The sequence below is a fragment of the Streptomyces subrutilus genome (assembly GCF_008704535.1).
GTDB lineage: Bacteria > Actinomycetota > Actinomycetes > Streptomycetales > Streptomycetaceae > Streptomyces > Streptomyces subrutilus.
Genome location: NZ_CP023701.1, coordinates 3,381,899 through 3,407,500, shown reverse-complemented (window position 1 = coordinate 3,407,500; position 25,602 = coordinate 3,381,899). Strand labels below are relative to the sequence as shown.

Below are 25,602 nucleotides of genomic sequence, written 5' to 3'. Positions count from 1 at the left end.
TTAAGGAACTCGGCAAAATGCCCCCGTAACTTCGGGAGAAGGGGGGCCATCACTGGTGAGAGGACTTGCTCCTTGAGCTGGGGGTGGCCGCAGAGACCAGCGAGAAGCGACTGTTTACTAAAAACACAGGTCCGTGCGAAGCCGTAAGGCGATGTATACGGACTGACGCCTGCCCGGTGCTGGAACGTTAAGGGGACCGGTTAGTACACTTTCGGGTGTGCGAAGCTGAGAACTTAAGCGCCAGTAAACGGCGGTGGTAACTATAACCATCCTAAGGTAGCGAAATTCCTTGTCGGGTAAGTTCCGACCTGCACGAATGGCGTAACGACTTCTCGACTGTCTCAACCATAGGCCCGGTGAAATTGCACTACGAGTAAAGATGCTCGTTTCGCGCAGCAGGACGGAAAGACCCCGGGACCTTTACTATAGTTTGATATTGGTGTTCGGTTCGGCTTGTGTAGGATAGGTGGGAGACTTTGAAGCAGCCACGCCAGTGGTTGTGGAGTCGCCGTTGAAATACCACTCTGGTCGTGCTGGATGTCTAACCTCGGTCCGTGATCCGGATCAGGGACAGTGTCTGATGGGTAGTTTAACTGGGGCGGTTGCCTCCTAAAGAGTAACGGAGGCGCCCAAAGGTTCCCTCAGCCTGGTTGGCAATCAGGTGTTGAGTGTAAGTGCACAAGGGAGCTTGACTGTGAGACCGACGGGTCGAGCAGGGACGAAAGTCGGGACTAGTGATCCGGCGGTGGCTTGTGGAAGCGCCGTCGCTCAACGGATAAAAGGTACCCCGGGGATAACAGGCTGATCTTCCCCAAGAGTCCATATCGACGGGATGGTTTGGCACCTCGATGTCGGCTCGTCGCATCCTGGGGCTGGAGTCGGTCCCAAGGGTTGGGCTGTTCGCCCATTAAAGCGGTACGCGAGCTGGGTTTAGAACGTCGTGAGACAGTTCGGTCCCTATCCGCTGTGCGCGTAGGAATATTGAGAAGGGCTGTCCCTAGTACGAGAGGACCGGGACGGACGAACCTCTGGTGTGCCAGTTGTCCTGCCAAGGGCATGGCTGGTTGGCTACGTTCGGGAGGGATAACCGCTGAAAGCATCTAAGCGGGAAGCCTGCTTCAAGATGAGTATTCCCACCTCCTTGAGAGGGTAAGGCTCCCAGTAGACGACTGGGTTGATAGGCCAGATGTGGAAGCCCGGTAACGGGTGAAGCTGACTGGTACTAATAGGCCGAGGGCTTGTCCTCAGTTGCTCGCGTCCACTGTGTTAGTTCTGAAATAACGAACAGCTGTGAAAACACCAGCGTTCAAATTTCATAGTGTTTCGGTGGTCATAGCGTTAGGGAAACGCCCGGTTACATTCCGAACCCGGAAGCTAAGCCTTTCAGCGCCGATGGTACTGCAGGGGGGACCCTGTGGGAGAGTAGGACGCCGCCGAACAATCATTGTGGGAAAGCCCCGCACCTTATGGTGCGGGGCTTTTCTGCGTTCCAGGACAGTTTTCGGGTGGTTTCCGCGGTCGTACCGGCGGATCCGGGCTCCGGTGCGTACCGGTCGGCCGGCCGCGCGGGGGCCGGAACGGGGTGTGCGACGGCGTGCGGATCTTTTGGTGTTCCTCCGTTCACCAGCACGAGTTTCCCGGCCACCTGTGCTGACGGCTCGTAGGGTGGGGTCATGGGCTACGACCTCGTCATCTTCGACAACGACGGCGTGCTGGTGGACAGTGAGCCGCTCGCCAACAGCATCCTCGCCGGGTACCTGACGGAACTGGGGCACCCGACCTCCTACGAGGAGTCGCTCCGTGACTACATGGGGGCCGCCGTCCACCGGGTGCACGACCTGGTCCTGGAGCGGACCGGGCAGCGGCTGCCCGACGACTTCGACGAGACGCTGCACGCACGCACCTTCGACGCCTTCGAACGGGAACTGCGGCCCGTCCCCGGGGCCGAGGAGGTGCTCGCCACGCTGGTCGAGCAGGGGATCGCCTACTGCGTGGCCTCGTCCGGGAGCCACGAGCGCATCCGGGTCGGGCACCGGGTGACCGGGCTCGACGAATGGTTCGAGGACGAGTGGATCTTCAGTTCGCAGGACGTGGGCAAGGGCAAGCCGGCGCCCGACCTCTTCCTGCACGCGGCCCGCTGCATGGACGTCGATCCCGCCCGGTGCGTGGTCGTCGAGGACAGTCCGCTCGGTGTCCGGGCCGCGCGGGCCGCGGGCATGGACGTCCTCGGGTTCACCGGCATGATGCCCGCCGAGCGACTCGACGGGGCCACCGGGTACTTCGGTGACATGAAGCAGCTCCCGGGGCTCCTGCAACTGCCCGTGTGATCGCTCTACCCACGGGTAGCCCCGGGGCCTACGCTGTGCCGCCATGACGGATGACGTGCGGTTGCGACGCGGCCGCGGTGCCCTCGGGGTGAGTTTCTTCGCGCAAGGCGTCGCCTTCGCGCTGCTGGTGACCCGTATCCCGGCCATCCAGGACCGGTACGGGATATCCGACGGGCTGCTGCCCGCCTTCCTCGCCGCCGTGCCGGTGCTGGCCGGCGTGTCCAGCGTGGCCACCGAGCACCTGGTGAAGCGGGTCGCGCCCAGTACCGTCCTGCGGTGGGCGCAGCCCGTGGTGCTGCTCGCGCTGCTGGGCGTCGGGGCGGGTACGCAGCTGTGGCACGTGGCGGTGGCCCTGGGGGTGTTCGGGCTGTCGGTGGGCGCGCTGGACGCCTCGATGAACATGCTCGGGGTGAGTCTGCAGCGGGCGTACGGGCGCAGCATCATGCTGGGGTTCCACGCGGCGTACAGCCTGGGCGGGATCGTGGGGGCCTCGGCGGCCTGGGCGGGGGCGCACTGGCAGCTGGACCTGCTGGTGAGCTATCTGCCCGCGGTGGTCGTGCTGGTGCCGCTCGTGCTGGTCGCCAGCGGCTCGTACGTGGACCGGGAGGCCGCCGGGGCGGTGGCCGAGAAGGGGCTGGGGGCGGGCGGGTTCAGGCTGCTGCTGCCGCTGTGCCTGGTGATGGCGTGCGCGTACATCGGTGATTCGACGGTGGCGAACTGGAGTGCCAAGTACCTCCAGGACGTGCTGGGCAGCTCGGAGCAGCTGGCGACCGTCCCGTACAACGTCTACATGGTGACCACGCTGATCGGGCGGGCCGTGGGCGACCTGGGGGTGCGGCGGTTCGGGGCGGCGGGCGTGGTGCGCGCCGGGACGGTGGTGGCGGCCGGGGGGTTCGCGGTGGTGGCCGCCGCGCCGGGGGCGTGGGTGGGGATGCTCGGGTTCACGCTGCTGGGGGTCGGGCTGTGCGTGATCGTGCCGCAGACGTTCGCGGCGGCGGGGCGGCTCTTCCCGGGCGGGGCGTCGGACACGGCGATCGCCCGGTTGAACATCTTCAACTACGTGGGCTTCCTGATCGGCTCCCCGCTGGTCGGGGGGATCGGGGACGCGTGGAGCTACCGGGGGGCGATGCTGGTGCCGATGGTGCTCGTGCTGGTGACGCTGGTGTACGCCCGCTCGTTCGGTTCCGGGCCCGCCCGATACGGTGTCGGGCATGAGCGGCCGCGGGTTGTTGATGTGGGACGAGGCGGTAACGGGGTATGACTTCGGGCCGGACCATCCGATGGACCCGGTGCGCCTGGCGCTGACCATGAGCCTGGTGCGGGCCTTCGGGCTGGACCGGGCGGTGGAGGTGCGGGCGGGCCGGGCGGCGGGTGACTCGACGCTGCGGCTGGTGCACCGGGAGGACTACGTCGCCGCGGTGCGGGCGGTGTCGGCGGATCCGGGGGCGGCCGACGGCTCGTACGGGCTGGGGACGGTGGACGACCCGGCCTTCCGCGGGATGCACGAGGCGTCGGCCCTGATCGCGGGGCAGTCGGTGGCGGCCGCGGAGGCGGTGTGGCGCGGCGAGGCGGGGCACGCGGTGAACTTCGCGGGCGGGCTGCACCACGCGATGCCGGGCGGGGCGGCCGGGTTCTGCGTGTACAACGACGCGGCGCTGGCGGTGGCGCGGCTGCTGGAGCTGGGGGCCGAGCGGGTCGCGTACGTGGACGTGGACGTGCACCACGGCGACGGGGTGCAGGCGGCCTTCTGGGACGATCCGCGGGTGCTGACCGTCTCGCTGCACGAGCACCCGCGGACGCTGTTCCCGCAGACCGGGTGGCCGGAAGAGACCGGTGGGCCGGCGGCCGAGGGGTCGGCGGTGAACGTGGCGCTGCCGGCCGGGACCGGGGACGCGGGGTGGCTGCGGGCGTTCCACGCGACGGTGCCGGAGCTGCTGGCGGACTTCCGGCCGCAGGTGCTGGTGACGCAGCACGGGGCGGACACGCACGTGGAGGATCCGCTGGCGCACCTGGCGGTGTCCCTGGACGGCCAGCGGGCGGTGCAGGAGGCCTGTCACGGCCTGGCGCACGCGCACGCGGACGGGAAGTGGCTGGCGCTGGGCGGGGGCGGCTACGCGGTGGTGGACGTCGTACCGCGGTCGTGGACCCATCTGGTGGCGATCGCGGCGCACCGGCCGGTCGATCCGGAGACGGCGGTGCCGGCGTCGTGGCGGGAGGAGGCGTACGCGCGGACGGGGCAGGTGGCGCCGGCGCGGATGACGGACGGGCGGCCGGTGGAGTGGCGGGAGTGGGAGGCGGGTTACGACCCGGCGGACCGGATCGACCAGGCGGTGCTGGCGACGCGGCGGGCGGTGTTCCCCTTGCGGGGGATGCTGACCTGACGGGGCGGGTGAAGCATCGTTACGCCAACGGTGGGGCCGTATCGGGGAATTGACGTCGTCCCGGCGGGGTTGGGGGGAGCATCGGGGTGTGTTGAGCACCGCGGCGCTGCGCGCGCACCTGCTGGCGGCCCGGTTGGCCGGGCCCGTCGCCACGTCCCGGGAGGCGAGCCTGCGCAGTTACCGGCTGTTCGCCGCGCGTGATCCGCGGGTGCTGCTGGGGCTGGACCCGGTACGGGCCTGGGGCGAGGGCGATCTGCTGCGGCTGATGGCGGACCGGTGCGGGGTGTCGGCGGATCCGGCGCACGTCAGCGGACCGGACGTGATCGATCCGGAGCGGACGGTGGAGGCTCTGGAGGCTTTCGCGGGGCGGCTGGGTGCGGCGGTGCGGGTGGGGTCTCCGGTGCTGTTCGGGACGGGGCATCCGCACCGGCTCCTGGATTTCTACGCCTCCTTGGCCGCGGCGGTGTCGGCGGCGGGATGTGTTGTCCTCACTCCGGCGCAGGGGGTGTGCGTCGACGTGCCGACCCGGTTCGGGGTACGCACGCACCGCATCGATTACGTACGGGGGGTCGCACTGGTGCGGGAGACCGGCGTGCGGGAGCCCGGGAGTGCCACCGGCGCGCACTCCCATTCGCCGCTGCCGGTTCGGGTGGTGCTGGGGGCGCTGGCGGAGGCCGGCGGGCCGTTGCCGGAGCTGGTGGTGGGGGACCACGGGTGGGTCTGCGGTGCAGGTCAGCTGGGTGTGGAGGCGATCGGGCTGGCGGACACGGACGATCCCGCGCTGTTCGTGGGGGAGGCCGAGGGGCGGGTCTCGGTGGCGGTTCCACTTGATGACGGGGTGCGCGCGGACTACTACCGGCCCCTCACACGCTATGTGCTCGATCGGGCGTGTCTGCCGGTGCGCCAGGAGTGGCCGTAGCTCCTCTTCCCCACTCGTATCACGCGCCCCTACTCTGGGGAGTGAGCGTGCGACGACGAGGAGTAACCGGAGGGGAAGCCGGTGCCCGTCATGCGCGGAAGGTCAAGGTGTGTCATGGCTGCTGGCGAGAGGCCTCTCAGTGAGGTTCAGTTCCTGACCGTGGCGGAGGTCGCCTCGGTGATGCGAGTGTCGAAGATGACCGTGTACCGCCTGGTGCACAACGGTCATCTGCCCGCAATCCGGGTGGGCCGGTCCTTCCGGGTCCCCGAGAACGCGGTTCACGAGTACCTCCGAGAGTCCTATGTGGGGGTGGAGTCGGCCTGAGACTGAGGTCCCCGACCACCTCGCTGGCATGCGGATTACAAGCTCAGAGCTCGGGCGGGTAGGCTAGGCCGACGTAGGTCGTGTGGGCCCAGACGCCCCGCACCGAGTGAAGAGAAGTGAGCGAGGGTAGTCGTGGGCTCTGTTATCAAGAAGCGGCGCAAGCGGATGGCTAAGAAGAAGCACCGCAAGCTGCTCAAGCGCACCCGCGTCCAGCGTCGTAACAAGAAGTAAACGGCAGCTGTACGTGTTCTCCGCAGCCCCTCCACCATCCTGGTGGGGGGGCTGTGGTGCAGCCGGGGGTCGGCTGTCGCGACTAGGGAGGCGCTGAACTCGTGGGCAAGGTCGTACTGGTCACCGGGGCTGCCCGTCAGCTGGGGGGCCGCTTCGTGCGGCGCGTCCAGCGCGATCCGGGGGTCGAGCGGGTGATCGCGGTGGATTCCACGGCGCCGCCGCACCGGCTGGGGTCGGCCGAGTTCGTCCGGACGGACATCCGGCAGTCGGCGATCGCCCGGGTGCTCGCCGAGCACGCCGTGGACACGGTGGTGCACCTGGCGGTGACCGGGGGCGCGGCGGGGACGGGCGGGGCGTACAGCACCGTCAAGGAGACGAACGTCATCGGGACGATGCAGCTCCTCGGGGCCTGCCAGAAGTCCCCGACGGTGCGGCGGCTCGTGGTGAAGTCCAGTACCGGCGTGTACGGGGGCACCCCGCGCGATCCGGCCGTCTTCACCGAGACCACCGAGCCGAAGTCGCTGCCGGCAGGCGGTTTCGCCAAGGACGCGGCCGAGGTCGAGGGGTACGTGCGCGGGTTCGCGCGCCGGCGGCCGGACGTCGCGGTGTGCGTGCTGCGCTTCGCGAACATCCTGGGGCCCTACGCGGACTCGGCGCTCGCCGAGTACTTCTCCATGCCGGTGATGCCGACCGTGCTGGGCTACGACCCGCGGTTGCAGTTCGTCCACGAGGACGACGTGCTGGACGTGTTGCGGCTGGCGGCGCGGGAGCCGCGGCGCGGGACGCTGAACAGCGGGACCTTCAACATCGCGGGGGACGGAGTCCTGCTGCTGTCGCAGTGTTCGCGGCGGCTGGGCCGGCCCACGCTGCCGCTGCTGCTGCCCGCGGTGACGTGGGTGGGGTCGGCGCTGCGGGCGGTGGGGGTGACGGACTTCTCGCCGGAGCAGATAAGGCTCCTCACGCACGGACGGGTCGTGGAGACCGCGCAGATGCGGGAGGTGCTCGGTTTCGAACCCGGGTACACGACCGCGGAGGCGTTCGCCGACTTCGCGCGGAGCCGGGCCGTCGGGCTGCTGCCGCCGGAGCGGATGGCGCGGGCCGTGGACCGCGTGTCGGCGATGCTGGAGGTAGACGGCCTGACGGCCGACGGCGAAGCGGCTGAAGGAGCGAAGCGATAGTGGCGGACGCCAAGGTCATTGTGTTCGACGAGGACCGCCCGCGCCGGCGTCCGGCGGGGCGCCGGGTGCGCGTGGCCTCCGAGCCGCAGTCCGGGCCGGGCCCGGAGGCGTCCGTGCCGCCCGTGGAGCCGGTGGCGGACGGGGTCCGGGGTGCGGGCGGGAGCGGCTGGGACCGGCGGCTCGCCGGGGGCCTGGCGTTCCTGCGGCGCCGGATCACCGGGGAGTACGAGGTCGACGAGTTCGGCTACGACGAGGAGCTGACGGACCAGGTCCTGATGACCCTGATGCGGCCGCTCTTCGACCGGTACTTCCGGGTCGAGGTCAAGGGCGTCGAGAACATCCCGAAGGAGGGCGGTGCGCTGATCGTCGCCAACCACTCCGGGACGCTGCCGCTGGACGGGCTGATGCTCCAGGTCGCCGTGCACGACCACCACCCCGCGCAGCGGCACCTGCGGCTGCTGGCCGCGGACCTGGTGTTCATGCTGCCGGTCGTCAACGAGCTGGCCCGCAAGGCCGGGCACACGCTGGCCTGCGCGGAGGACGCGCAGCGGCTGCTGGAGGCCGGGGAGCTGGTCGGTGTGATGCCGGAGGGCTTCAAGGGGATAGGGAAGCCGTTCGGGGACCGGTACAAGCTCCAGCGGTTCGGGCGGGGCGGGTTCGTCTCGACGGCCCTGCGCGCGGGGACGCCGATCGTGCCGTGCTCGATCGTCGGGGCGGAGGAGATCTACCCGATGGTCGGCAACGCGAAGACGTTGGCGCGGCTGCTGGGGATTCCGTACTTCCCGATCACGCCGACGTTCCCGTGGCTGGGGCCGCTGGGCGCGCTGCCGCTGCCGACGAAGTGGACGATCCAGTTCGGGGAGCCGATCGCGACGGACGGGTACGCGGCCGAGGCGGCGGAGGACCCGATGCTGATGTTCAACCTGACCGATCAGGTGCGCGAGCAGATCCAGCACACGCTGTACCGGCTGCTGGTGCAGCGGCGGTCGGTGTTCTTCTGACGGTGGGGGCACGGCGGTGCCGGCGGGGCCGCGTGGGCGGGCCCGCCGGCATGCGCGTACCGGTCGTTACTCGGCGTCCTCCGCCTTGATGCCCAGGCCCGGGAGGAGGCCGGGGAGCAGGGGCGGCAGGGTGATGTCCGGCCGGGGCTGCTCCGCCGACCCCGAGGGGGGCGGGGAGGAGGGCCCGGTGGGCGGGTGGAGCAGGTCGCCGGTGCCGCCGAGGAGGCCGCCGGCGGGCGGGGGCTTGGTGGTGCTCCCGGACGGGGCCGGCGCCGCCGGACTGCCGGACGGGGTGCCCGGGGCGGGAGCGGAGTGCTTGCCGCTCGGGGTGCCGGGCCTGGCCGGGGTGCCGGACGATCCCGGGCCGCGGCTCTGCTCCGGCGGCCGGGGCAGGAGGCCCTGGACCGGCGCCACGTCGTGGTCTATGGCCTGGAAGACCGATTCGACCTCGCCGCCGACGTCGTTGAGCTGGGGCGGGAGGTTCTCCCGGAGCCGGCCCCACGCGTCGCGGTGCGAGCGGGAGAACGACGACAGCTTCTGCATCGGGCCGAGCGAGCCGTCCCGTGCGTACGCCGCCTGGAGCAGGCGGTGGCCCTGCTCCGCGTCGTGCTTCATGCCCGCCAGGGCCCGGCGGATCTCGCCCAGGGACTCGTGGTCCAGTACGCCGGTCCGGCCGCGCTCCATCAGCCTGCGGGCTTCCGACAGGCGGTTCGAGGCCTGGTCGAGGTAGAGCTCGCCCCGGTCCGAATCGTCGTCGGCCATGCCCAGCTTCAGGTCCTCCATGCCCAGTTTCACCGGGTAGAGGTGGTCACCGGGCAGGGCGTCGGTGCTGGCAGCGGCCACTCCGCTGAAGGCCCCTGCGGCCACACCCACGGTGAGGCCGCCCGCTGCGATGCCCTTGGACCAGCGGGAGCGGGGCCGCAATTTCCGGAGCGAGGTCGCCCGGTGGGCGCCGCGGCCGGTCCGCTGCTCGGGCACCTGAGGGTCCTGGGCTGCCCCGCCCGTGGCCCTCTGCTCCAACACCATGGCCTCCATGGCGGCAACGAGCTGGGCCCGTTGCACCACTTTGACGTCGGCGTCCAGCACGGGGCGCGGCATTCTTTCGCCGAGCACGTTCGCCAAGGCCAAAAGCCGGTCGTGGTCGGCAGGTTCGGCAGGTGCCTCGGACTGCTCGGCCGCCGGATCCGGTTCCGAAGGATCGGACGGCGTCCGATCCTCCAGGGCCTGGGCGAAGGCGTTCGCCCGCCGGTGCGGAGTCACGTTCGCGATCACTGGCGGCACCTCCTCTCGTCATGACGATCGACTCCCCAAGGTGACCGGAAGGTTGCCCGCCTTGAGCGCGTCCACACGATCGGGTGAGCGCCTTCGGACAGGGCGTGTCCACAGGGAGCCTGCATTCCGCACAACGAGCGTCGCGGCACTTGGGTTACGGACGAAGGATGATCGGACCACAGCGTCATCGAGGGGTCACCGGATGTAAGTGGGATGGTGTTCTTGTATGAAAAAGGCAGGGGTGTGCGGCGGTCAGCGGGCGTCTTCCGGGAGGAGCCGGGCCAGGGTCCGGACCGCCCGGTACTGGAGCGTCTTGATGGCGCCCTCGTTCTTGCCCATGACCCGGGCCGTCTCGGCGACCGAGAGGCCTTGCAGGAAGCGCAGGGTCACGCACTCCTGCTGCTGGGGGTTGAGTTTCCGTACGGCCTCCAGCAGGGCCGCGTTGGAGAGGGACTCCAGGACGGAGTCCTCGGGGCTGCGCTCGACCTCGTTGGCGTCGAGCATCTCGCCGGTGGTGACCTCCAGCCGGAAGCGGCTGGACTTGAAGTGGTCCGCCACCAGGTTGCGGGCGATCGTCACGAGCCAGGCGCCGAAGTCGCGGCCCTGCCAGGTGAAGGTCGAGATGCGGCGCAGCGCGCGCAGGAAGGTCTCGCTGGTGAGATCCTCCGCGGTCGCCTTGCCGCCGACGCGGTAGTAGATGTAGCGGTACACGGTGTCGCTGTACTGGTCGTACAGGCGGCCGAAGGCCTCGGCCTCACCGGCCTGGGCGCGTTCGACCAGGTCCATCATGCGGGCCTGGTCGCTGTCCGCGGTGGGACGGCGGTGGGTGGTGGCCTGGGTGCCCGTGCCGGCAGCGCCGTTCGAGCCCCCGGCCGCGCGGCCGCGTCTGCCCACCGTCGCGCCGCCGTCGGTCAGGGCATAGCAAGGGCCGGCCGGGCCGAGGCCGGCGGGGACGGCGGTGGCGAAGGCGGGGACGGCGTACGCGGTGGGGACGAAGCCACGCAGGTGGTCGAAGACCGTTGCGCGCAGCGTAGCCAGGCCCGAGGCGTCAACCCCGACAGATGGGTACACGGGACTCCCAGAGGCAGAGCTTCCATCACGTGCAGTGCGGGACCGTTCACCCGTCGTAGCGACAGATGGCCGGTGGCATGCGTTTGAGGAGAATAACGCTTCGTACAGGCGGCGCTACACCCAGTTGCTCAAATCACCGGTTACGACGCTTCTGTTGCGTACCGAGGGCATATTCAGTCGCTGTTGGTGATCGATTCTTGATCACTTCGGTGCGCGGAATGGAAGCTTCCCCAATGGCCCGCGACCGAGTCGGGCAGGCCGGAGTGGGGCGCGGCGGGCACGGGTAGAGCTGAGCGAATGCGCGGCGGACGGCCCGGTGGGCGGCCGGGCCGGTCGGGGGCCGTGCGGGGCCCGGGGCCGCTACTTGCGGCGGCGGTGCAGGGCGATGGCGGCGGCGGCGCCGCCCGCGATCGCGCCGACGCCGGCGGCGGCCGGGACGCCGACCTTCACGGCCTTGCGGCCGGTCCGATAGTCGCGCAGCCGCCAGTCGTGGGCCCGGGCATGCTTGCGCAGTTTTGTGTCGGGATTGATCGCGTAGGGGTGTCCGACCAGGGACAGCATCGGAATGTCGTTGTGCGAATCGCTGTACGCGGCGCAGCGGCCGAGGTCCAGGCCCTCGGCGGCGGCCAGGGCGCGGACGGCCTCGGCCTTGGCGGGCCCGTGCAGCGGTTCGCCGACGAGGCGGCCGGTGTAGATGCCGTCGACGGACTCGGCGACGGTGCCCAGGGCGCCGGTGAGGCCGAGCCTGCGGGCGATGATCGTGGCGGTCTCGACGGGGGCGGCGGTGACGAGCCACACCTTCTGGCCGGCGTCGAGGTGGGCCTGGGCCAGGGCGCGGGTGCCGGGCCAGATGCGCTCGGCCATGTACTCGTCGTAGATCTCCTCGCCGATCGACATCAGCTCGGAGACCCTGTGGCCCTTGACGATGGACAGGGCGCTGTCGCGGGCGTCCTGCATGTGGTCGGGGTCCTCGACGCCGGCGAGGCGGAACCAGGCCTGCTGCCAGGCGAAGCGGGCCAGTTCGCGGCGGCGGAAGAACTCGCGCTTGTAGAGGCCGCGGCCGAAGTGGAAGATCGCGGCGCCCTGCATGACGGTGTTGTCGAGGTCGAAGAAGGCGGCGGCGAGGTCGTCGCCGGCGACCGGGAACTCCGGCTCCCGCGGCTCCTCCGGCAGTCCGGCTTCCGCCAGTGCCTCCGCTTCCGCTTCGGCCTCCGCCCGGGCGTCGGGTTCGGTGAGCGGACGGGCCTGGGCCAGCGCGGTCTTGCGCGCGGCCTCGGCCGAGGCCTCGCCTGCCAGCACGCTCCGCGCGGTGGCGGAGCGCCTACGGGGGGTGAGCCATCCCAGAGCGGCCATGACGCGAGCATAGCCACTGTGTTCGGGAGTTCCCGAACCGATGGGATGCGGAGGCGTGAACTCTGCGGGGCGGGGCCGTGCCGCGGGCGGGCGGGAGAATGGGGGCATGAGCCCTTTGTTGCGCCGCAAGGAGAAGAAGCGTCCCGACGAGCGGACGGTGACGCTGATCGGGAAGCCGGGGTGCCACCTGTGCGAGGACGCCCGGGAGGTGGTCGGGAGGGTGTGCGCCGAGACGGGTGCGCGGTGGGAGGAGAAGGACATCTCGCAGGACGGGGAGCTCTACCGGCGGCACTGGGAGCAGATTCCGGTGGTCCTGATCGATGGTGAACAGCACACCTTCTGGAGGGTGAACGCCGAGCGCTTGCGCCGGGCGCTGGAGGGCTGAGTCCCGCTCCGGCCCTCTTCCCGGTTACCATCATGGGCGATTTATGGGGGCTCGGGAGCGTATCTGTGAGGAGTGTGTACCGCTTTGCCCCCTTCGGTATTTGAACGGGTTCGGCGTGTAGTCGGTTCCGGCGATATGTACCGGGGGTGCGTGACCCCGGTCACTTTGCTCGGACAAAGCGGACACAATCTTTGTGCACGCGTTCACAAAGGCATAGCCTGCTGTCGACGGGGCGGTCCTGGGACAAGAGGCCGCCTGCAGCCCCGCTCATCCCGCAGGAGCATCGTGGCAACTGGCCGAACTCACCGACCGGCGACCCGCAGCCGAGGTATTCCCGAGGCCACTGTCGCCCGGCTTCCGCTGTACTTGCGCGCCCTCACCGCGCTCTCCGAGCGATCGGTGCCCACGGTGTCCTCCGAGGAGCTCGCGGCCGCCGCCGGGGTCAACTCGGCGAAGCTGCGCAAGGACTTCTCGTACCTCGGGTCCTACGGTACGCGCGGCGTCGGCTACGACGTCGAGTACCTCGTCTACCAGATCTCCCGCGAGCTCGGCCTGACCCAGGACTGGCCGGTCGTCATCGTCGGCATCGGCAACCTGGGCGCCGCCCTGGCCAACTACGGCGGTTTCGCCTCGCGCGGCTTCCGCGTGGCCGCGCTGATCGACGCCGACCCGGCCATGGCCGGCAAACCGGTCGCCGGCATGCCCGTCCAGCACACGGACGAGCTGGAGAAGATCATCGAGGACAACGGCGTCTCGATCGGCGTCATCGCGACCCCGGCCGGTGCGGCCCAGCAGGTCAGCGAGCGGCTGATCGCGGCCGGCGTCACCTCCATCCTGAACTTCGCCCCGACCGTGCTGTCGGTGCCCGAGGGCGTCGACGTGCGCAAGGTCGACCTCTCGATCGAGCTCCAGATCCTCGCGTTCCACGAGCAGCGCAAGGCCGGCGAGGGCGCTGCCGCCGCTGCCGCCGTCGCCTCCTCCGCGGGCGGCGCCGCCCCCGCCGCGGCCGTGGTGCCGCCGGCCGGCCGGGCCGCCGCCGTCGCGCGCAAGGGCAACCCCGAGGGCGACGTCCCGGCGGTGATGCCGGCATGAGTCTGCTCGTCGTAGGGCTGAGCCACCGCAGCGCGCCCGTGAGCGTCCTGGAGCGGGCCTCGCTGTCCGTGGACGCCAAGGTCAAGCTGCTGCACGACACCCTCGCCGCCGAACCGGCGGCCGAGGCGACGGTGCTCGCCACCTGCAACCGGATCGAGCTGTACGCGGACGTGGACAAGTTCCACGCCGGTGTCGCCGAGCTCTCCACGTTCCTCGCGCAGCACAGCGGGGTCGCGCTGGAGGAGCTCACCCCCTATCTGTACGTGCACTACGAGGACCGGGCGGTGCACCACCTCTTCTCGGTGGCGTGCGGGCTGGACTCGATGGTCGTGGGCGAGGGCCAGATCCTCGGCCAGATCAAGGACGCGCTGGCGCTGGGCCAGGAGCAGCACACGGCCGGCCGGCTGATCAACGACCTGTTCCAGCAGGCGTTGCGGGTCGGCAAGCGGGCGCACTCCGAGACCGGGATCGACCGGGCGGGCCAGTCGCTGGTGACGTTCGGGCTGGAGCAGCTGGCCCCGCCGGGACTGCCGGTGGAGCGGTGGGCGGCCGGCAAGCGGGCGCTGGTGATCGGCGCCGGGTCGATGTCCTCGCTCGCGGCCGCGACGCTGGCGCGGGTCGGCGTCGCCGAGATCGTGGTGGCCAACCGGACCGCGGAGCGGGCGGCGCGGCTCGCCGAGATTCTGGTTGCCTCGGGCACCGGGGTGCGGGCTGCGGCCGTGCCGATGCGGGGGGTCGCCGCGGAGCTGGCCCGGGTCGACGTGGTCGTGTCCTGTACGGGCGCCACCGGGCTGGTGCTGACCGCCGAGGACGTGCTGGCCGCCGTGGGCGTGCGCGGCGCCGTGTCCCAGGGCTCCGTCCCGGAGCCCGCGCCTCGCACGCCGGCGGGGCTGGACCTGCCCTCCGCCGAGGTCATCGCGCGGCTCGTCGCCGCCGCCCGGGACGGTGGGCGGCTCGTGGACGCCGGGGCCGTGCGGACGCTGGCCGTGGTGGCCGAGGCCGACGGCTGTCCGGTCGGGGAGGGGCGGGCCGCGCTCACCGGGGTCGACGCCACCTCCCTCGAACTGCACGGCACCTGGGCCGACCAGGGCGAGGCCGCCGCGCACCGGCAGCCCCGGCGCAGCGCGCGGGCGCTGGACGACGGGTCGGCCGTCCGGCTGGCCCTGCTCGACCTGGCGATGCCCCGCGACATCGACGCCGCCGTGCACCGCGTGCCGGGCGTGCGGCTGGTCGACATCGAGTCCCTGGCCGAGGCCTCCGCCGACGCCCCGATGGCCGCCGACGTGGACGCCGTGCGCGGCATCGTCGCGGACGAGGTGGCCGCCTTCGGCGCGGCCCAGCGGGCCGCGCACATCACGCCCACCGTCGTCGCCCTGCGCGCGATGGCGGCCGAGGTCGTGGCCATGGAAGTGGCACGGTTCGACGGGCGGGTCCCCGACCTCGACGAGCGGCAGCGGGCCGAGGTCACCCAGACCGTGCGCCGCGTCGTCGACAAGCTCCTCCACGCGCCGACCGTGCGCGTCAAGCAGCTCGCGAGCGAGCCCGGCGGCGCCGGGTACGCGGAGGCGCTGCGCGAACTCTTCGACCTCGACCCTCAGACGGTGGCATCCGTCAGCCGGGCAGACGCGGCCGATCCGATGAACGACGACGACCCAGGACGGGCATCATGAACACACGTCCCGACCAGCCGCTGCGGCTCGGTACGCGGCGCAGCAAGCTGGCCATGTCGCAGTCGGGCCACGTCGCCGACGCGGTCCGCGCGGTCACCGGGCGGCCCGTCGAGCTCGTGGAGATCACGACCTACGGAGACGTGTCGCGCGAGCACCTCGCGCAGATCGGCGGCACCGGCGTCTTCGTCACCGCGCTGCGCGACGCGCTGCTGCGCGGTGAGGTCGACTTCGCCGTGCACTCGCTGAAGGACCTGCCGACCGCCCCGGCCGAGGGCCTGGTCATCGCGGCCATGCCGCAGCGCGAGGACGCGCGCGACGCGCTCGTGGCGCGCGACGGGCTGACCTTCGAGCAGCTGCCCGACGGCGCGCGCATCGGCACCGGTTCGCCGCGCCGCACCGCCCAGCTGAACCACCTGGCGCTGTCGCTGGGCAAGCGCATCGAGACCGTGCCGATCCGCGGCAACGTGGACACCCGGATCGGGTTCGTGCACGGCGGCGAGCTCGACGCGGTCGTCCTGGCGGCCGCCGGGCTGAACCGGATAGGCCGCGCCGCCGAGGCGACCGCGCTGCTGCCGGTCGACGCCATCCTGCCCGCTCCCGGCCAGGGAGCCCTGGCCGTGGAGTGTCCCGCGTCCGACGCGGACCTGATCGCCGCGCTCGGCGAGCTCGACGACCCGTACACGCGGGCCGCCGTGACCGCCGAGCGTTCTCTGCTCGCCCGCCTGGAGGCCGGCTGCAGCGCACCCGTGGGCGCGTTCGCCGACCTGCTGGCGGACGGCCAGACCGTCAATGAAATGCGCCTGCGCGGCGTCGTCGGCACCCTCGACGGCTCGACGCTGGTGCAGCTGTCCACCACCGGTCCCGTGCCCCGGTCGCACGACGAGGCCATGGCGCTCGGCCGCGAACTCGCGGACGAGATGCTGGCCAAGGGCGCGGCCGGTCTGATGGGGGAGCGAGCGCTGTGAACCCCACACGTCCCACCACCTCCGCTTTTCCGGCGGTCGCCGCCCACGGACACGTCACCTTCCTCGGTGCCGGCCCCGGCGACCCGGGTCTGCTCACGCTGCGCGCCGTCGAGGCGCTGGCGGCCGCGGACGTGCTGATCGCGGAGCCCGATGTGCTCGACGTCGTGCGCACCCATGCGCGCGTCAACGTCGACACGCCGCAGCTGACGGTAGCTGACGAGAAGTCAGCAGCCGCCGGTGTCCCGGTGATCCGGGACGCGGCCAATCTTGTCATGGAGGCCGCGCGCTCCGGCAGGCGGGTCGTGCGTGCCGTCACCGGGGACCCCGGGCTCGACGGGAACACGGCCGAGGAGATGCTCGTCTGCGCCTCCGAGGGCATCCCCTTCGAGGTCGTGCCGGGCATCCCCACCGCGGTGGGCGTCCCGGCGTACGCCGGGGTGCCGCTGCGGGACAGGCTGGGCGACGACCACGGCGTGCGGTTCGTGGACGCGCGCAGCGCGTCGGCGCGCTGCTGGAGCGACGCGGGCGCGAGCGACGGGACCGTCGTGGTGTCCGCGACGCTGGAGACGGTCTCGGCGGCCGCCGCGGAGCTGGTGAGCGCCGGGCGCAAGCCCGACACCCCGCTGTCGGTGACCGTCGCGGGTACGACCACGCGCCAGCGGACCTGGTCCGCGACGCTGGGCACGATCGCCCAGGTGTTCAAGCAGGGCAAGGTGCTGCCGTCGCCCGAGGGCGCCCGGCCGGTCATAGCCGTGGTCGGGGAGCACAGTGCCGCCGCGCGGCGCGACGAGCTGGCCTGGTTCGAGTCGAAGCCGCTGTTCGGCTGGCGGGTGCTCGTGCCGCGCACCAAGGAGCAGGCCGCGTCGCTCTCCGACCAGCTGCGTTCGTACGGCGCGGTGCCGCACGAGGTGCCGACCATCGCGGTGGAGCCGCCGCGGACCCCGCAGCAGATGGAGCGGGCCGTGAAGGGCCTGGTGACGGGCCGCTACGAGTGGATCGCCTTCACCTCCGTCAACGCCGTGAAGGCGGTGCGGGAGAAGTTCGAGGAGTACGGGCTCGACGCGCGCGCGTTCGCCGGGATCAAGGTCGCCGCGGTGGGCGAGCAGACCGCGGCCTCGCTGGTCGAGTTCGGGGTGAAGCCGGACCTGGTGCCGAGCGGTGAGCAGTCCGCGGCCGGGCTGCTGGAGGACTGGCCGCCGTACGACCCGGTCTTCGACCCGATCGACCGCGTGTTCCTGCCGCGGGCCGACATCGCGACGGAGACGCTGGTCGCCGGGCTGATCGAGCTCGGGTGGGAGGTCGACGACGTCACCGCCTACCGGACCGTCCGCGCCTCGCCGCCGCCCGCGGACACGCGCGAGGCGATCAAGGGGGGCGGGTTCGACGCGGTCATGTTCACCTCGTCCTCCACCGTCCGCAACCTGGTGGGGATCGCGGGCAAGCCGCACAACGTGACCGTCATCGCGTGCATCGGCCCGGCCACGGCGAAGACGGCCGAGGAGCACGGGCTGCGCGTGGACGTGCTGTCGCCGGAGCCGTCGGTGTCGAAGCTGGCGGAGGCGCTGGCCGAGTACGGGGCCGCGCGCCGCGAGGCCGCCAAGGAGGCCGGCGAGACGGTGTTCCGGCCGAGCGAGCGCCGGCCGGGCGCGCGCAGGCGCCGGACGACCTGACGCAGGGCGTAACGGTACGGGCGGGGCCCGGGCGCAGCACGCGCCCGGGCCCCGCCGTCGTTCCCGAGGGCGTGCGTCAGGCGCGGACCCAGCCGGTGAGTCCGGCCCAGGCGGCCGGGGTGAGGGCGAGGGTCGGGCCGTCGGTGACCTTGGAGTCGCGGACGTGCACGGTGTCGTCGCAGGTGCAGGCGGCCACCTCGACGCAGGCACCGCCCTCGTCGCTGCTGTACGTGGACTTCTGCCAGGCCACGGCCATCTCCAGGCACTGACCGCCCTCGTCGCTGCTGTAGGAGGACTTGCGCCAGTCGATCGCCATCTCCAGGCACTGACCGCCTTGGTCGCTGCTGTAGCTGGACTTGAACCACTTCAGTGGGGTGCTCATACCTCTCCTAGCAGCCGGTCCAACAGGCCCTTCGTCTCGGCGAAGTTGAGGGCCTGTGACCGCAGCATCGCATATTTCTGGGAGAGGATGCTGACCTCGTTCGGGTCGCGTACGAGGAAGCTGCCGCGCTGGGTTTCGGAGTACGCGAGGTGCTGGAACTCGGGGGTTTCCAGCAGGGTGAACGGGCCAGCGAGGCCCGCGTGGGCGGTGATGCCGAGGGGGAGCACCTGGAGGGAGATGGTGGGCCGGTCGGCGCAGGTGCGCAGGTGGCGGAGCTGTTCGCGGTAGACCGCGTCGCCGCCGATCCGGTCGCGCAGGGCCGGTTCCCAGATCACGAAGCTGAGGGTGGGCGGGACCGGTCGGTGCAGGATCTCCTGGCGCTGGAGTCGGCGGGCGGTCTGGAGTCTCCTCGCCGACGAACGGGACGCGGCAGCCGAGGACGGCCCGCGCGTAGCCCTTGGTCTGGAGCAGCCCCGGGACGGTCAGCGTGTCGTACCAGGACAGGGCGAGCGCCTCCGCCTCGCGTTCCATGTACTCCTCCGCCCAGGCCGGGATCATGTCGACCTCCGGCAGCCGGTTCGCGGCGACCGTGAGGAGGCCGGGGAGGCCGAGGACGCGGTCCATCCGTTCGGCGACGTCGGGCATGAGGACGCGTCTGCCCTGCTCGATCGAGGCCAGCGTCTCGATGTCGACGACGACCTGTTCGGCCAGGGTGCGCTGGGTCATTCCTTTGGCGACGCGTCCGGTGGCGACCTGTTCGCCGACCATCTTCATCGCCGTCGAGTTGGGCCGGGCCCGCTTCCTTGGTGGCATGACGTGTGAACTCCCCACCTGGGCATGAGAGATAGCCGTACCAACCCGTACTCCTCGGAGAGTACGGGTGGCCGGTCTCCCCCACGCTAGTCACGCATCGCGACGATCGCACGGGGTCCCGCCGGGCCGGGGCTACCGGGTGTGGCTGCTGCGCTTCGGGGACGTGGTGCGCGCCGAGGTGCACGACAGCGGGGACGGGCGGCCGCGGGTCGGGCGCCGGGGCGCGCAGGCGCCGGGCGGGCGCGGGCTGGTGCTGATGGACGCGGTCGCGGACCGGTGGGGGGTGCTGCCGAGGGTGCCGGGCAAGACGGTGTGGTGCGAGTTCGAGGTGTGAGGGGCGAGGTGTGAGGGGCGCGCCGGGGAGCGCGGGGGAGGTGCGTTGCGGGTCACGGCGGGGGCGGCTCTACGCTGGAGCGGACTGCTTTCGATGCTCGAAGAGGCGACTGAAGATGAGCGCGTACGGAACCTTCCCCGGTTCGCGGCCCCGCCGGCTGCGCACCACCCCCGCGATGCGGCGGATGGTCGCGGAGAACCGGCTGCACCCCTCGGACCTGATCCTGCCCGCGTTCGTGCGCGAGGGCATCAGCGAGCCGATCGCGATCTCGGCGATGCCGGGCGTGGTGCAGCACACGCGGGACACGCTGCGGAAGGCGGCCGCGGAGGCGGTCGAGGCGGGGGTCTCGGGGATCATGCTGTTCGGGGTTCCGGCGGACGAGAACAAGGACGCGCGGGGGACGGCGGGCACCGAGCCGGACGGCATCCTGCAGCTCGCGATCCGCGACGTGCGGGCCGAGGTCGGCGACGACCTGGTGATCATGTCGGACCTGTGCCTGGACGAGTACACGGACCACGGGCACTGCGGGGTCCTGGACGAGCACGGGCGCGTGGACAACGACGCGACGCTGGAGCGGTACGCGGAGATGGCGCAGGTCCAGGCCGACGCGGGCGTCCACATGGTGGGTCCGAGCGGGATGATGGACGGCCAGGTGGGCGTGATCCGCGACGCGCTCGACGAGACCGGGCACGAGGACGTGTCGATCCTCGCGTACACGGCGAAGTACTCGTCCGCCTTCTACGGTCCCTTCCGCGAGGCGGTCGGGTCCTCGCTCCGGGGCGACCGCAAGACGTACCAGCAGGACCCGGCGAACGCGCGGGAGTCGCTGCGGGAGCTGGCGCTGGACCTGGAGGAGGGCGCCGACATGGTGATGGTCAAGCCGGCCGGGCCCTACCTGGACATCCTGTACCGGGTGTCGCAGGCGGTGGACGTGCCGGTGTCGGCGTACCAGATCAGCGGCGAGTTCGCGATGATCGAGGCGGCGGCGGAGAAGGGCTGGATCGAGCGGGAGCGGGCGATCCTGGAGACGCTGCTCGGCATCAAGCGGGCGGGCGCGGACACGATCCTGACGTACTGGGCGACCGAGGTCGCGGGCTGGCTGCGCGAGACGCGCTGACGCCGCCGGCCGGGCCGCCGGTCGCGCGGGGCACGGTGCGGGAGCACCCTGGAAGGGGGCGACCCCTGGAGGTGATGCACCGTGTCCACACTCGTCGGGTGGCACGTGGACGTCGAGTTCACCGAGGACGGCCACCGCACCAGCGCGGCGGCCCTGGTCAGGCTCGGGGACGGCTCGGAGGTGCGGGCGCGCGGGTACGCCATGCGCCATCCCTCCGACCCGGAACAGCTGCGGGTCGGCGAGGAGATCGCGGGAGCCCGGGCCCTCATGGACATCGCGTCGCAGATGCTGCAGAAGGCCCACGCCGAGATCGACCAGGCGTCGGGGCACCACTCGCATCCGCTGAACCGCTGAACCGCTGAGCGGCGCGGGTCCGGTCGTACGGCCCCGGCAGCGGCTGCCGGGGCCGTACGGACGCTCGGCGGCCGGACGCCTCAGCTCACGCGGGCTGCTCGGCGGAGCGCGGGGTGATGACCGCGAAGGGCGCGCCCTGCGGGTCGGTCAGGACGGCCATGCGGCCCGCGGGGGAGTCGCAGGCCGGTGCGAGGACGTTGCCGTCGGCGCGGACGGCGGCCGCCTGGACGCTGTCGACGTCGTCCACGGCGAAGTACGGCAGCCAGTTCGCGGGCGTGCCGTCCGGGAGCGCCTCCAGGTCCATCATGCCGCCGACCGCGCGGCCGTCGACCCTGATCTCGATGTACCCCTCGGCCCCCGGCATCTCGGTCGGGGCCGTGGTGACGGGCAGCACGGACGAGTAGAACGCGCCGGCGGCGCCGGTGTCTCCGGTGCTCAGCTCGCTCCAGATCAGCGCGCCGTGCTCGTTGACGATGCCCGCGCCGTCGAAGGAGCGCGGCTCCCACAGGCCGAAGACGGCCCCGGTCGGGTCGGCGACGACCGCCATCCGGCCGAGGTCCATCACGTCCATGGGACCGGCCAGCGTCCGGCCGCGCGCGTCGGTGACGGACTTGAGGGTGGCGTCGATGCCGTCGGTGGACAGGTACGTGGTCCACACGGTCGGCGGCATCGGGTCCGGGACGGAGCCGTCCGGGTTCATCGCTCTCATGATCCCGGCGACCGGCTTGCCCTTGAGGGTGCAGACGGAGTAGCCGCCCTGCTCGGGCGGGCCGATCTCGCCCTGCCAGCCGAAGAGGTCGCGGTAGAAGTCGAGGGCCGCCTGCTGGTCGGGGACCATCAGGTCGATCCAGCACGGAGTGCCGGGCTTGTAGGGGCCGTTCATGTCGGGCACGGGGGTGCTCCCGTCGGGTGGGGGATGGACGGCACCTCCCCTACCCGGGCCGTGGGGCCGAAATCGGGCCGTACGGGTGAACACGCGTACGGCCCCGGCACACCGTGCCGGGGCCGTACGCACGCGGGAGCCGCGCCGGGTCAGAGCTTCTCGGGGGTGCGGATGCCGAGGAGCGACATGCCCTTGGTGAGGGTCCGGGCGGTCAGGTCGCACAGGAACAGGCGGTTCGCGACCTGCTCGGGGGTCTCGGCCTTGAGGACCGGGCACTCCGAGTAGAAGGTCGTGTAGAGCGAGGCCACCTGGTAGAGGTACGCGGCCAGCTTGTGCGGGGCGTGGTCCGCGGCCGCCTCGGCCAGCAGGTCGCCGAAGTGGTCCAGGTGCAGGCCCAGCGCGCGCTCGGCCGGGGCGAGCGCCAGCTCCGGGTGGGCGGCGGGCCGCGCGTCCCCGGCCTTGCGCAGGATCGACTGGATGCGGGCGTACGCGTACTGGAGGTACACGGACGTGTCGCCGGTCAGCGACACCATCTGGTCGAGGTCGAACTTGTAGTCGCGCGCGGCGGAGGTGGACAGGTCGGCGTACTTCACGGCCCCGATGCCGACCTGGACCGCCCGCTCGCCGATCTCGGCCTCGGACAGGTCCTGGGCCTTCTCGCGCACGACGGCCGCGGCGCGGTCGATCGCCTCGTCCAGCAGGTCCACCAGCCGTACCGTCTCGCCCTCGCGGGTCTTGAACGGCTTGCCGTCCTTGCCGAGGACCGTGCCGAAGGCCAGCTGGACGGCCTTGACGCCGTCGTTCAGCCAGCCGGCGCGGCGGGCGGTCTCGAAGACCATCTTGAAGTGGAGCGACTGCCGCGCGTCCACGACGTAGAGGAGCGTCGTGGCGTGCAGGTTGCCGACGCGGTCGCGGATCGCCGACAGGTCGGTGGCCGCGTAGCCGAAGCCGCCGTCCGACTTCTGCACGATCAGCGGCGTCGGGTTGCCGTCCGGGCCCTTCACGTCGTCGAAGAAGACGCACAGCGCGCCGTTGGAGCGGACGGCGACGCCCGAGTCCTCCAGCAGCTTGCAGGTCTCCACCAGCATGTCGTTGTAGCCGGACTCGCCGACCACGTCCGGGTCCTGGATGTCCATGTCCAGCTTGTCGAAGACGGAGTAGAAGTAGATCTTCGACTCGTCCACGAACCGCTGCCACAGCGCGAGGGTCTCCGGCTCGCCGGCCTGGAGGTCGACGACGCGGGCCCGGGCGCGGGTCTTGAACTCCTCGTCGGAGTCGAAGAGGGCGCGCGAGGCCTTGTAGAGGCGGTTCAGGTTGGACATGGCCTCCTCGCCGGAGACCTCGCCGTCGGCCTTGTGGTCCAGCTCGTGCGGGTGCTCCAGGAGGTACTGGATGAGCATGCCGAACTGGGTGCCCCAGTCGCCGATGTGGTGGCGGCGGACCACCTTCTCGCCGGTGAACTCCAGGATCTCGACCATCGCGGCGCCGATCACGGCGGACCGCAGGTGGCCGACGTGCATCTCCTTGGCCACGTTCGGCTGGGCGTAGTCGATCACCGTGGTGCCCGGGTGCTCTGCGAGCGGGACGCCGAGGCGGTCGTCCGCGGCGCGTGCGGCCAGGGTCTCGATGATCGCGCGGTCGGAGACGGTGATGTTGAGGAAGCCGGGGCCGGAGACCTCGATCTCGCGGATCAGGTCACCGGAGGCGATGGCGTCGACCACGGTCGCGGCCAGCTCGCGCGGGTTGGCCTTGGCCTTCTTCGCGAGGGCCAGGATGCCGTTGGCCTGGAAGTCGGCCCGGTCGCTTCGTCGCAGCAGCGGGTCGGCGGCACCGGCCTCCGGCAGGGCGGAGGCGAGGGCGTCCGCGACGCGCTGATCGACGGAGGAAGCGAGGGAAGGGACCGAGGCCATGAGCTGCCGTTCCTGTGAGGTCGTGCCGGTGGGTGCACTTGGTTGTTCCGACAAGTGCCGAGTATCCCACGCGGGGGCCATCGGTTTCCCGTGGGAATCCGCGGGACGGAAGCAACCCCGGAGTGACCTGTTCCGTCTGGGAGAATGGCTGAAGCCAGCATTCGAGATAGAAGGACGTGTCGTGGCTCAGAGCAGCACCGAGACCGACTGGGTCTCCCGTTTCGCGGACGAGGTCATCGCCGAGGCGGAGCGCCGAGCACCCGGCAAACCTGTCGTCGTCGCGTCCGGACTCTCCCCTTCCGGCCCCATCCACCTGGGCAACCTGCGCGAGGTCATGACCCCGCACCTGGTCGCCGACGAGATCCGCCGCCGCGGCATCGAGGTGCGCCACCTGATCTCGTGGGACGACTACGACCGCTACCGCAAGGTGCCGGCCGGCGTCCCGGGCGTCGACGGGTCGTGGGCCGAGCACATCGGCAAGCCGCTGACGGCCGTCCCCGCCCCGGCCGGGTCGCCGTACGGCAGCTGGGCCGAGCACTTCAAGGCCGCGATGGTCGAGGCGCTGGCCGAGCTGGGCGTCGAGTACGACCCGATCAGCCAGACCGAGCAGTACACGGCCGGTGTCTACCGCGAGCAGGTGCTGCACGCGATGAAGCACCGCGGCGACATCGACGCCGTCCTCGACCAGTACCGGACCAAGCAGAAGCCGGGCGGCAAGAAGCCCCAGCAGAAGCAGGTCGACGAGGCCGAGCTGGAGGCCGCCGAGGGCTCCGGCGCCGCCGCCGAGGACGACGGCAGCACCGGCGAGGGCGGCTACTTCCCGTACAAGCCGTACTGCGGGCAGTGCGGCAAGGACTTCACCAAGGTCACCTCGTACGACGACGGCACCACGGAGCTGACCTACGTCTGCGACGAGGACGGGTTCACCGAGACGGTCAAGCTCAGCGAGTTCAACCGCGGCAAGCTCGTCTGGAAGGTCGACTGGCCGATGCGGTGGGCCTTCGAGGGCGTCGTCTTCGAGCCCTCGGGCGTGGACCACTCCTCGCCCGGCTCGTCCTTCCAGGTCGGCGGCCAGATCGTGCACATCTTCGGCGGCGAGCAGCCGATCGGGCCGATGTACGCGTTCGTCGGCATCAGCGGCATGGCGAAGATGTCCTCCAGCAAGGGCGGGGTCCCCACCCCGGCCGACGCGCTGAAGATCATGGAGCCGCAGCTGCTGCGCTGGCTGTACGCGCGCCGCCGCCCGAACCAGTCCTTCAAGATCGCGTTCGACCAGGAGATCCAGCGGCTCTACGACGAGTGGGACAAGCTGGAGGCCAAGGTCGCCGACGGCACCGTGCTGCCCGCCGACGCCGCCGCGCACACCCGCGCCGTGCGGACGGCCGGGGCCGAACTGCCGCGCACCCCGCGGCCGTTGGCGTACCGGACGCTCGCGTCGGTGGTCGACATCACCGGCGGGCACGACGAGCAGACCCTGCGCATCCTGACCGACCTGGACCCCTCGCAGCCGCTGGCCTCGCTCGACGAGGTGCGGCCGCGGCTGGACCGCGCCGAGAACTGGATCACCACCCAGGTCCCGGCCGACCAGCGGACCCTCGTGCGCGAGGAGCCCGACGCCGAGCTGCTGTCGTCGCTGGACGACGAGGGGCGCGAGTCGCTGCGGCTGCTGCTGGAGGGCCTCGACACGCACTGGTCGCTCGACGGGCTCACCACCCTCGTCTACGGCGTGCCGAAGGTCATGGCCGGGCTGGAGCCCGACGCCAAGCCGACGCCGGAGCTGAAGGTCGCGCAGCGGACGTTCTTCGCCCTGCTGTACCGGCTGCTCGTCACCCGGGAGACCGGGCCGCGCCTGCCCACGCTGCTGCTGGCGGTGGGCGCGGACCGGGTGCGCAAGCTGCTCGCGGTCTGAGCCGAGCCTGCGCACCGGTCATGCGGAAGGGCCCGCACCCCGAGGGGTGCGGGCCCTTCCG

Annotated in this window: 23 protein-coding genes, 2 rRNA genes and 2 pseudogenes (1 of these 27 running past the window's edge); 19 read left to right on the top strand and 8 right to left on the bottom strand. The window is 71.3% G+C overall.

Going from position 1 to position 25,602, the window contains the following annotated elements; genetic code table 11:
* From CP968_RS14840 to CP968_RS14795, 10 genes are all read left to right on the top strand, one after another.
* Nucleotides 1–1,246: ribosomal RNA gene (locus CP968_RS14840) — 23S ribosomal RNA — on the top strand; it begins 1,879 nt to the left of the window's first position.
* 76 nt (nucleotides 1,247–1,322) lie between these two features.
* Nucleotides 1,323–1,439, top strand: a 5S ribosomal RNA gene (rrf, locus tag CP968_RS14835).
* A gap of 234 nt (nucleotides 1,440–1,673) precedes the next feature.
* Nucleotides 1,674–2,327 (top strand): HAD family hydrolase, encoded by a 654-nt coding sequence (locus CP968_RS14830; protein WP_150518463.1) that lies wholly within the window; start codon nucleotides 1,674–1,676, stop codon nucleotides 2,325–2,327.
* Nucleotides 2,328–2,370: 43 nt separating this feature from the next.
* Nucleotides 2,371–3,588 carry an MFS transporter gene (locus CP968_RS14825; RefSeq protein ID WP_150518462.1) on the top strand — a complete coding sequence of 406 codons (1,218 nt, stop codon included), beginning with the start codon at nucleotides 2,371–2,373 and terminating at the stop codon, nucleotides 3,586–3,588.
* Complete coding sequence (locus tag CP968_RS14820) at nucleotides 3,539–4,708, top strand: acetoin utilization protein AcuC (protein ID WP_150518461.1); 1,170 nt, start codon at nucleotides 3,539–3,541, stop codon at nucleotides 4,706–4,708. The genes CP968_RS14825 and CP968_RS14820 overlap by 50 nt, the downstream gene beginning before the upstream one ends.
* 88 nt (nucleotides 4,709–4,796) lie before the next feature.
* Entirely contained in the window at nucleotides 4,797–5,627 is an 831-nt protein-coding gene (locus CP968_RS14815) for a phosphatase (RefSeq protein WP_150518460.1), read from the top strand.
* A gap of 114 nt (nucleotides 5,628–5,741) precedes the next feature.
* Nucleotides 5,742–5,951 (top strand): helix-turn-helix domain-containing protein, encoded by a 210-nt coding sequence (locus tag CP968_RS14810; protein WP_008738568.1) that lies wholly within the window; start codon nucleotides 5,742–5,744, stop codon nucleotides 5,949–5,951.
* Between the two features lie 132 nt (nucleotides 5,952–6,083).
* Nucleotides 6,084–6,182: a 30S ribosomal protein bS22 gene (locus CP968_RS14805; protein ID WP_003948845.1), complete on the top strand. Its 99-nt coding sequence runs from the start codon at nucleotides 6,084–6,086 to the stop codon at nucleotides 6,180–6,182.
* Between the two features lie 101 nt (nucleotides 6,183–6,283).
* The gene (locus tag CP968_RS14800) at nucleotides 6,284–7,360 is read left to right on the top strand and encodes an NAD-dependent epimerase/dehydratase family protein (protein ID WP_150518459.1); all 1,077 of its coding nucleotides are present in this window, start codon (nucleotides 6,284–6,286) and stop codon (nucleotides 7,358–7,360) included.
* Entirely contained in the window at nucleotides 7,360–8,361 is a 1,002-nt protein-coding gene (locus CP968_RS14795; RefSeq protein WP_150518458.1) for a lysophospholipid acyltransferase family protein, read from the top strand. Before CP968_RS14800 ends, CP968_RS14795 begins: the two co-directional genes overlap by 1 nt.
* Nucleotides 8,362–8,427: 66 nt before the next feature.
* Here the strand turns inward: CP968_RS14795 and CP968_RS14790 are convergent, their stop codons facing one another.
* The 3 genes from CP968_RS14790 to CP968_RS14780 all read right to left on the bottom strand — a co-directional run bounded on the left by CP968_RS14790 (nucleotide 8,428) and on the right by CP968_RS14780 (nucleotide 12,057).
* The gene (locus CP968_RS14790; protein WP_150518457.1) at nucleotides 8,428–9,633 is read right to left on the bottom strand and encodes a DUF5667 domain-containing protein; all 1,206 of its coding nucleotides are present in this window, start codon (nucleotides 9,631–9,633) and stop codon (nucleotides 8,428–8,430) included.
* Nucleotides 9,634–9,885: 252 nt separating this feature from the next.
* Nucleotides 9,886–10,704 (bottom strand): ECF subfamily RNA polymerase sigma factor, BldN family, encoded by an 819-nt coding sequence (locus CP968_RS14785; RefSeq protein ID WP_150518456.1) that lies wholly within the window; start codon nucleotides 10,702–10,704, stop codon nucleotides 9,886–9,888.
* 360 nt (nucleotides 10,705–11,064) lie between these two features.
* The gene (locus CP968_RS14780; protein ID WP_150518455.1) at nucleotides 11,065–12,057 is read right to left on the bottom strand and encodes an HAD family hydrolase; all 993 of its coding nucleotides are present in this window, start codon (nucleotides 12,055–12,057) and stop codon (nucleotides 11,065–11,067) included.
* Between the two features lie 106 nt (nucleotides 12,058–12,163).
* Between CP968_RS14780 and CP968_RS14775 the strand changes: the two genes are divergently transcribed.
* The 5 genes from CP968_RS14775 (at nucleotide 12,164) to CP968_RS14755 (ending at nucleotide 17,839) form a co-directional block, all read left to right on the top strand.
* Nucleotides 12,164–12,442 (top strand): glutaredoxin family protein, encoded by a 279-nt coding sequence (locus CP968_RS14775; RefSeq protein ID WP_150518454.1) that lies wholly within the window; start codon nucleotides 12,164–12,166, stop codon nucleotides 12,440–12,442.
* Nucleotides 12,443–12,727: 285 nt separating this feature from the next.
* Nucleotides 12,728–13,534, top strand: a complete 807-nt coding sequence (locus CP968_RS14770; protein WP_150518453.1) for a redox-sensing transcriptional repressor Rex — start codon at nucleotides 12,728–12,730, stop codon at nucleotides 13,532–13,534.
* The gene (locus CP968_RS14765) at nucleotides 13,531–15,204 is read left to right on the top strand and encodes a glutamyl-tRNA reductase (RefSeq protein ID WP_150518452.1); all 1,674 of its coding nucleotides are present in this window, start codon (nucleotides 13,531–13,533) and stop codon (nucleotides 15,202–15,204) included. Before CP968_RS14770 ends, CP968_RS14765 begins: the two co-directional genes overlap by 4 nt.
* Entirely contained in the window at nucleotides 15,201–16,169 is a 969-nt protein-coding gene (gene hemC, locus CP968_RS14760; RefSeq protein ID WP_150518451.1) for a hydroxymethylbilane synthase, read from the top strand. Before CP968_RS14765 ends, hemC begins: the two co-directional genes overlap by 4 nt.
* Nucleotides 16,166–17,839, top strand: coding sequence for a bifunctional uroporphyrinogen-III C-methyltransferase/uroporphyrinogen-III synthase (locus CP968_RS14755; protein ID WP_150518450.1), 1,674 nt, complete (start codon nucleotides 16,166–16,168; stop codon nucleotides 17,837–17,839). Before hemC ends, CP968_RS14755 begins: the two co-directional genes overlap by 4 nt.
* Before the next feature lie 76 nt (nucleotides 17,840–17,915).
* Here the strand turns inward: CP968_RS14755 and CP968_RS14750 are convergent, their stop codons facing one another.
* The 3 genes and pseudogenes from CP968_RS14750 to CP968_RS35565 form a co-directional block, all read right to left on the bottom strand.
* Entirely contained in the window at nucleotides 17,916–18,221 is a 306-nt protein-coding gene (locus CP968_RS14750) for a DUF397 domain-containing protein (RefSeq protein ID WP_150518449.1), read from the bottom strand.
* Nucleotides 18,218–18,589 carry a DUF5753 domain-containing protein gene (locus CP968_RS35570; protein WP_306419880.1) on the bottom strand — a complete coding sequence of 124 codons (372 nt, stop codon included), beginning with the start codon at nucleotides 18,587–18,589 and terminating at the stop codon, nucleotides 18,218–18,220. Before CP968_RS35570 ends, CP968_RS14750 begins: the two co-directional genes overlap by 4 nt.
* Before the next feature lie 112 nt (nucleotides 18,590–18,701).
* Nucleotides 18,702–18,947: pseudogene (locus CP968_RS35565) on the bottom strand (helix-turn-helix domain-containing protein); the annotation flags it as partial.
* Nucleotides 18,948–19,143: 196 nt separating this feature from the next.
* Here CP968_RS35565 and CP968_RS34400 point away from each other — a divergent pair.
* The 3 genes and pseudogenes from CP968_RS34400 to CP968_RS14730 form a co-directional block, all read left to right on the top strand.
* Nucleotides 19,144–19,368, top strand: a pseudogene (locus tag CP968_RS34400) (ATP-binding protein); the annotation flags it as partial.
* Nucleotides 19,369–19,483: 115 nt separating this feature from the next.
* Nucleotides 19,484–20,485 carry a porphobilinogen synthase gene (gene hemB / locus CP968_RS14735; RefSeq protein WP_150518447.1) on the top strand — a complete coding sequence of 334 codons (1,002 nt, stop codon included), beginning with the start codon at nucleotides 19,484–19,486 and terminating at the stop codon, nucleotides 20,483–20,485.
* An 81-nt stretch (nucleotides 20,486–20,566) separates the two neighbouring features.
* Nucleotides 20,567–20,839 carry a DUF1876 domain-containing protein gene (locus CP968_RS14730; RefSeq protein WP_150518446.1) on the top strand — a complete coding sequence of 91 codons (273 nt, stop codon included), beginning with the start codon at nucleotides 20,567–20,569 and terminating at the stop codon, nucleotides 20,837–20,839.
* Nucleotides 20,840–20,924: 85 nt separating this feature from the next.
* Here CP968_RS14730 and CP968_RS14725 read toward each other — a convergent pair whose 3' ends face one another.
* Together CP968_RS14725 and argS are read right to left on the bottom strand one after the other, a co-directional pair.
* A complete protein-coding gene (locus tag CP968_RS14725) occupies nucleotides 20,925–21,722 on the bottom strand; it encodes a VOC family protein (RefSeq protein ID WP_150521923.1) in 798 nt (265 codons plus the stop codon).
* A 149-nt stretch (nucleotides 21,723–21,871) separates the two neighbouring features.
* Entirely contained in the window at nucleotides 21,872–23,632 is a 1,761-nt protein-coding gene (gene argS, locus CP968_RS14720) for an arginine--tRNA ligase (protein ID WP_150518445.1), read from the bottom strand.
* 181 nt (nucleotides 23,633–23,813) lie between these two features.
* Here argS and lysS point away from each other — a divergent pair, with 181 nt between their 5' ends.
* On the top strand, nucleotides 23,814–25,541 hold the full coding sequence (gene lysS, locus CP968_RS14715; RefSeq protein ID WP_189828841.1) for a lysine--tRNA ligase: 1,728 nt from the start codon (nucleotides 23,814–23,816) through the stop codon (nucleotides 25,539–25,541).
* Nucleotides 25,542–25,602 lie beyond the last annotated feature (61 nt).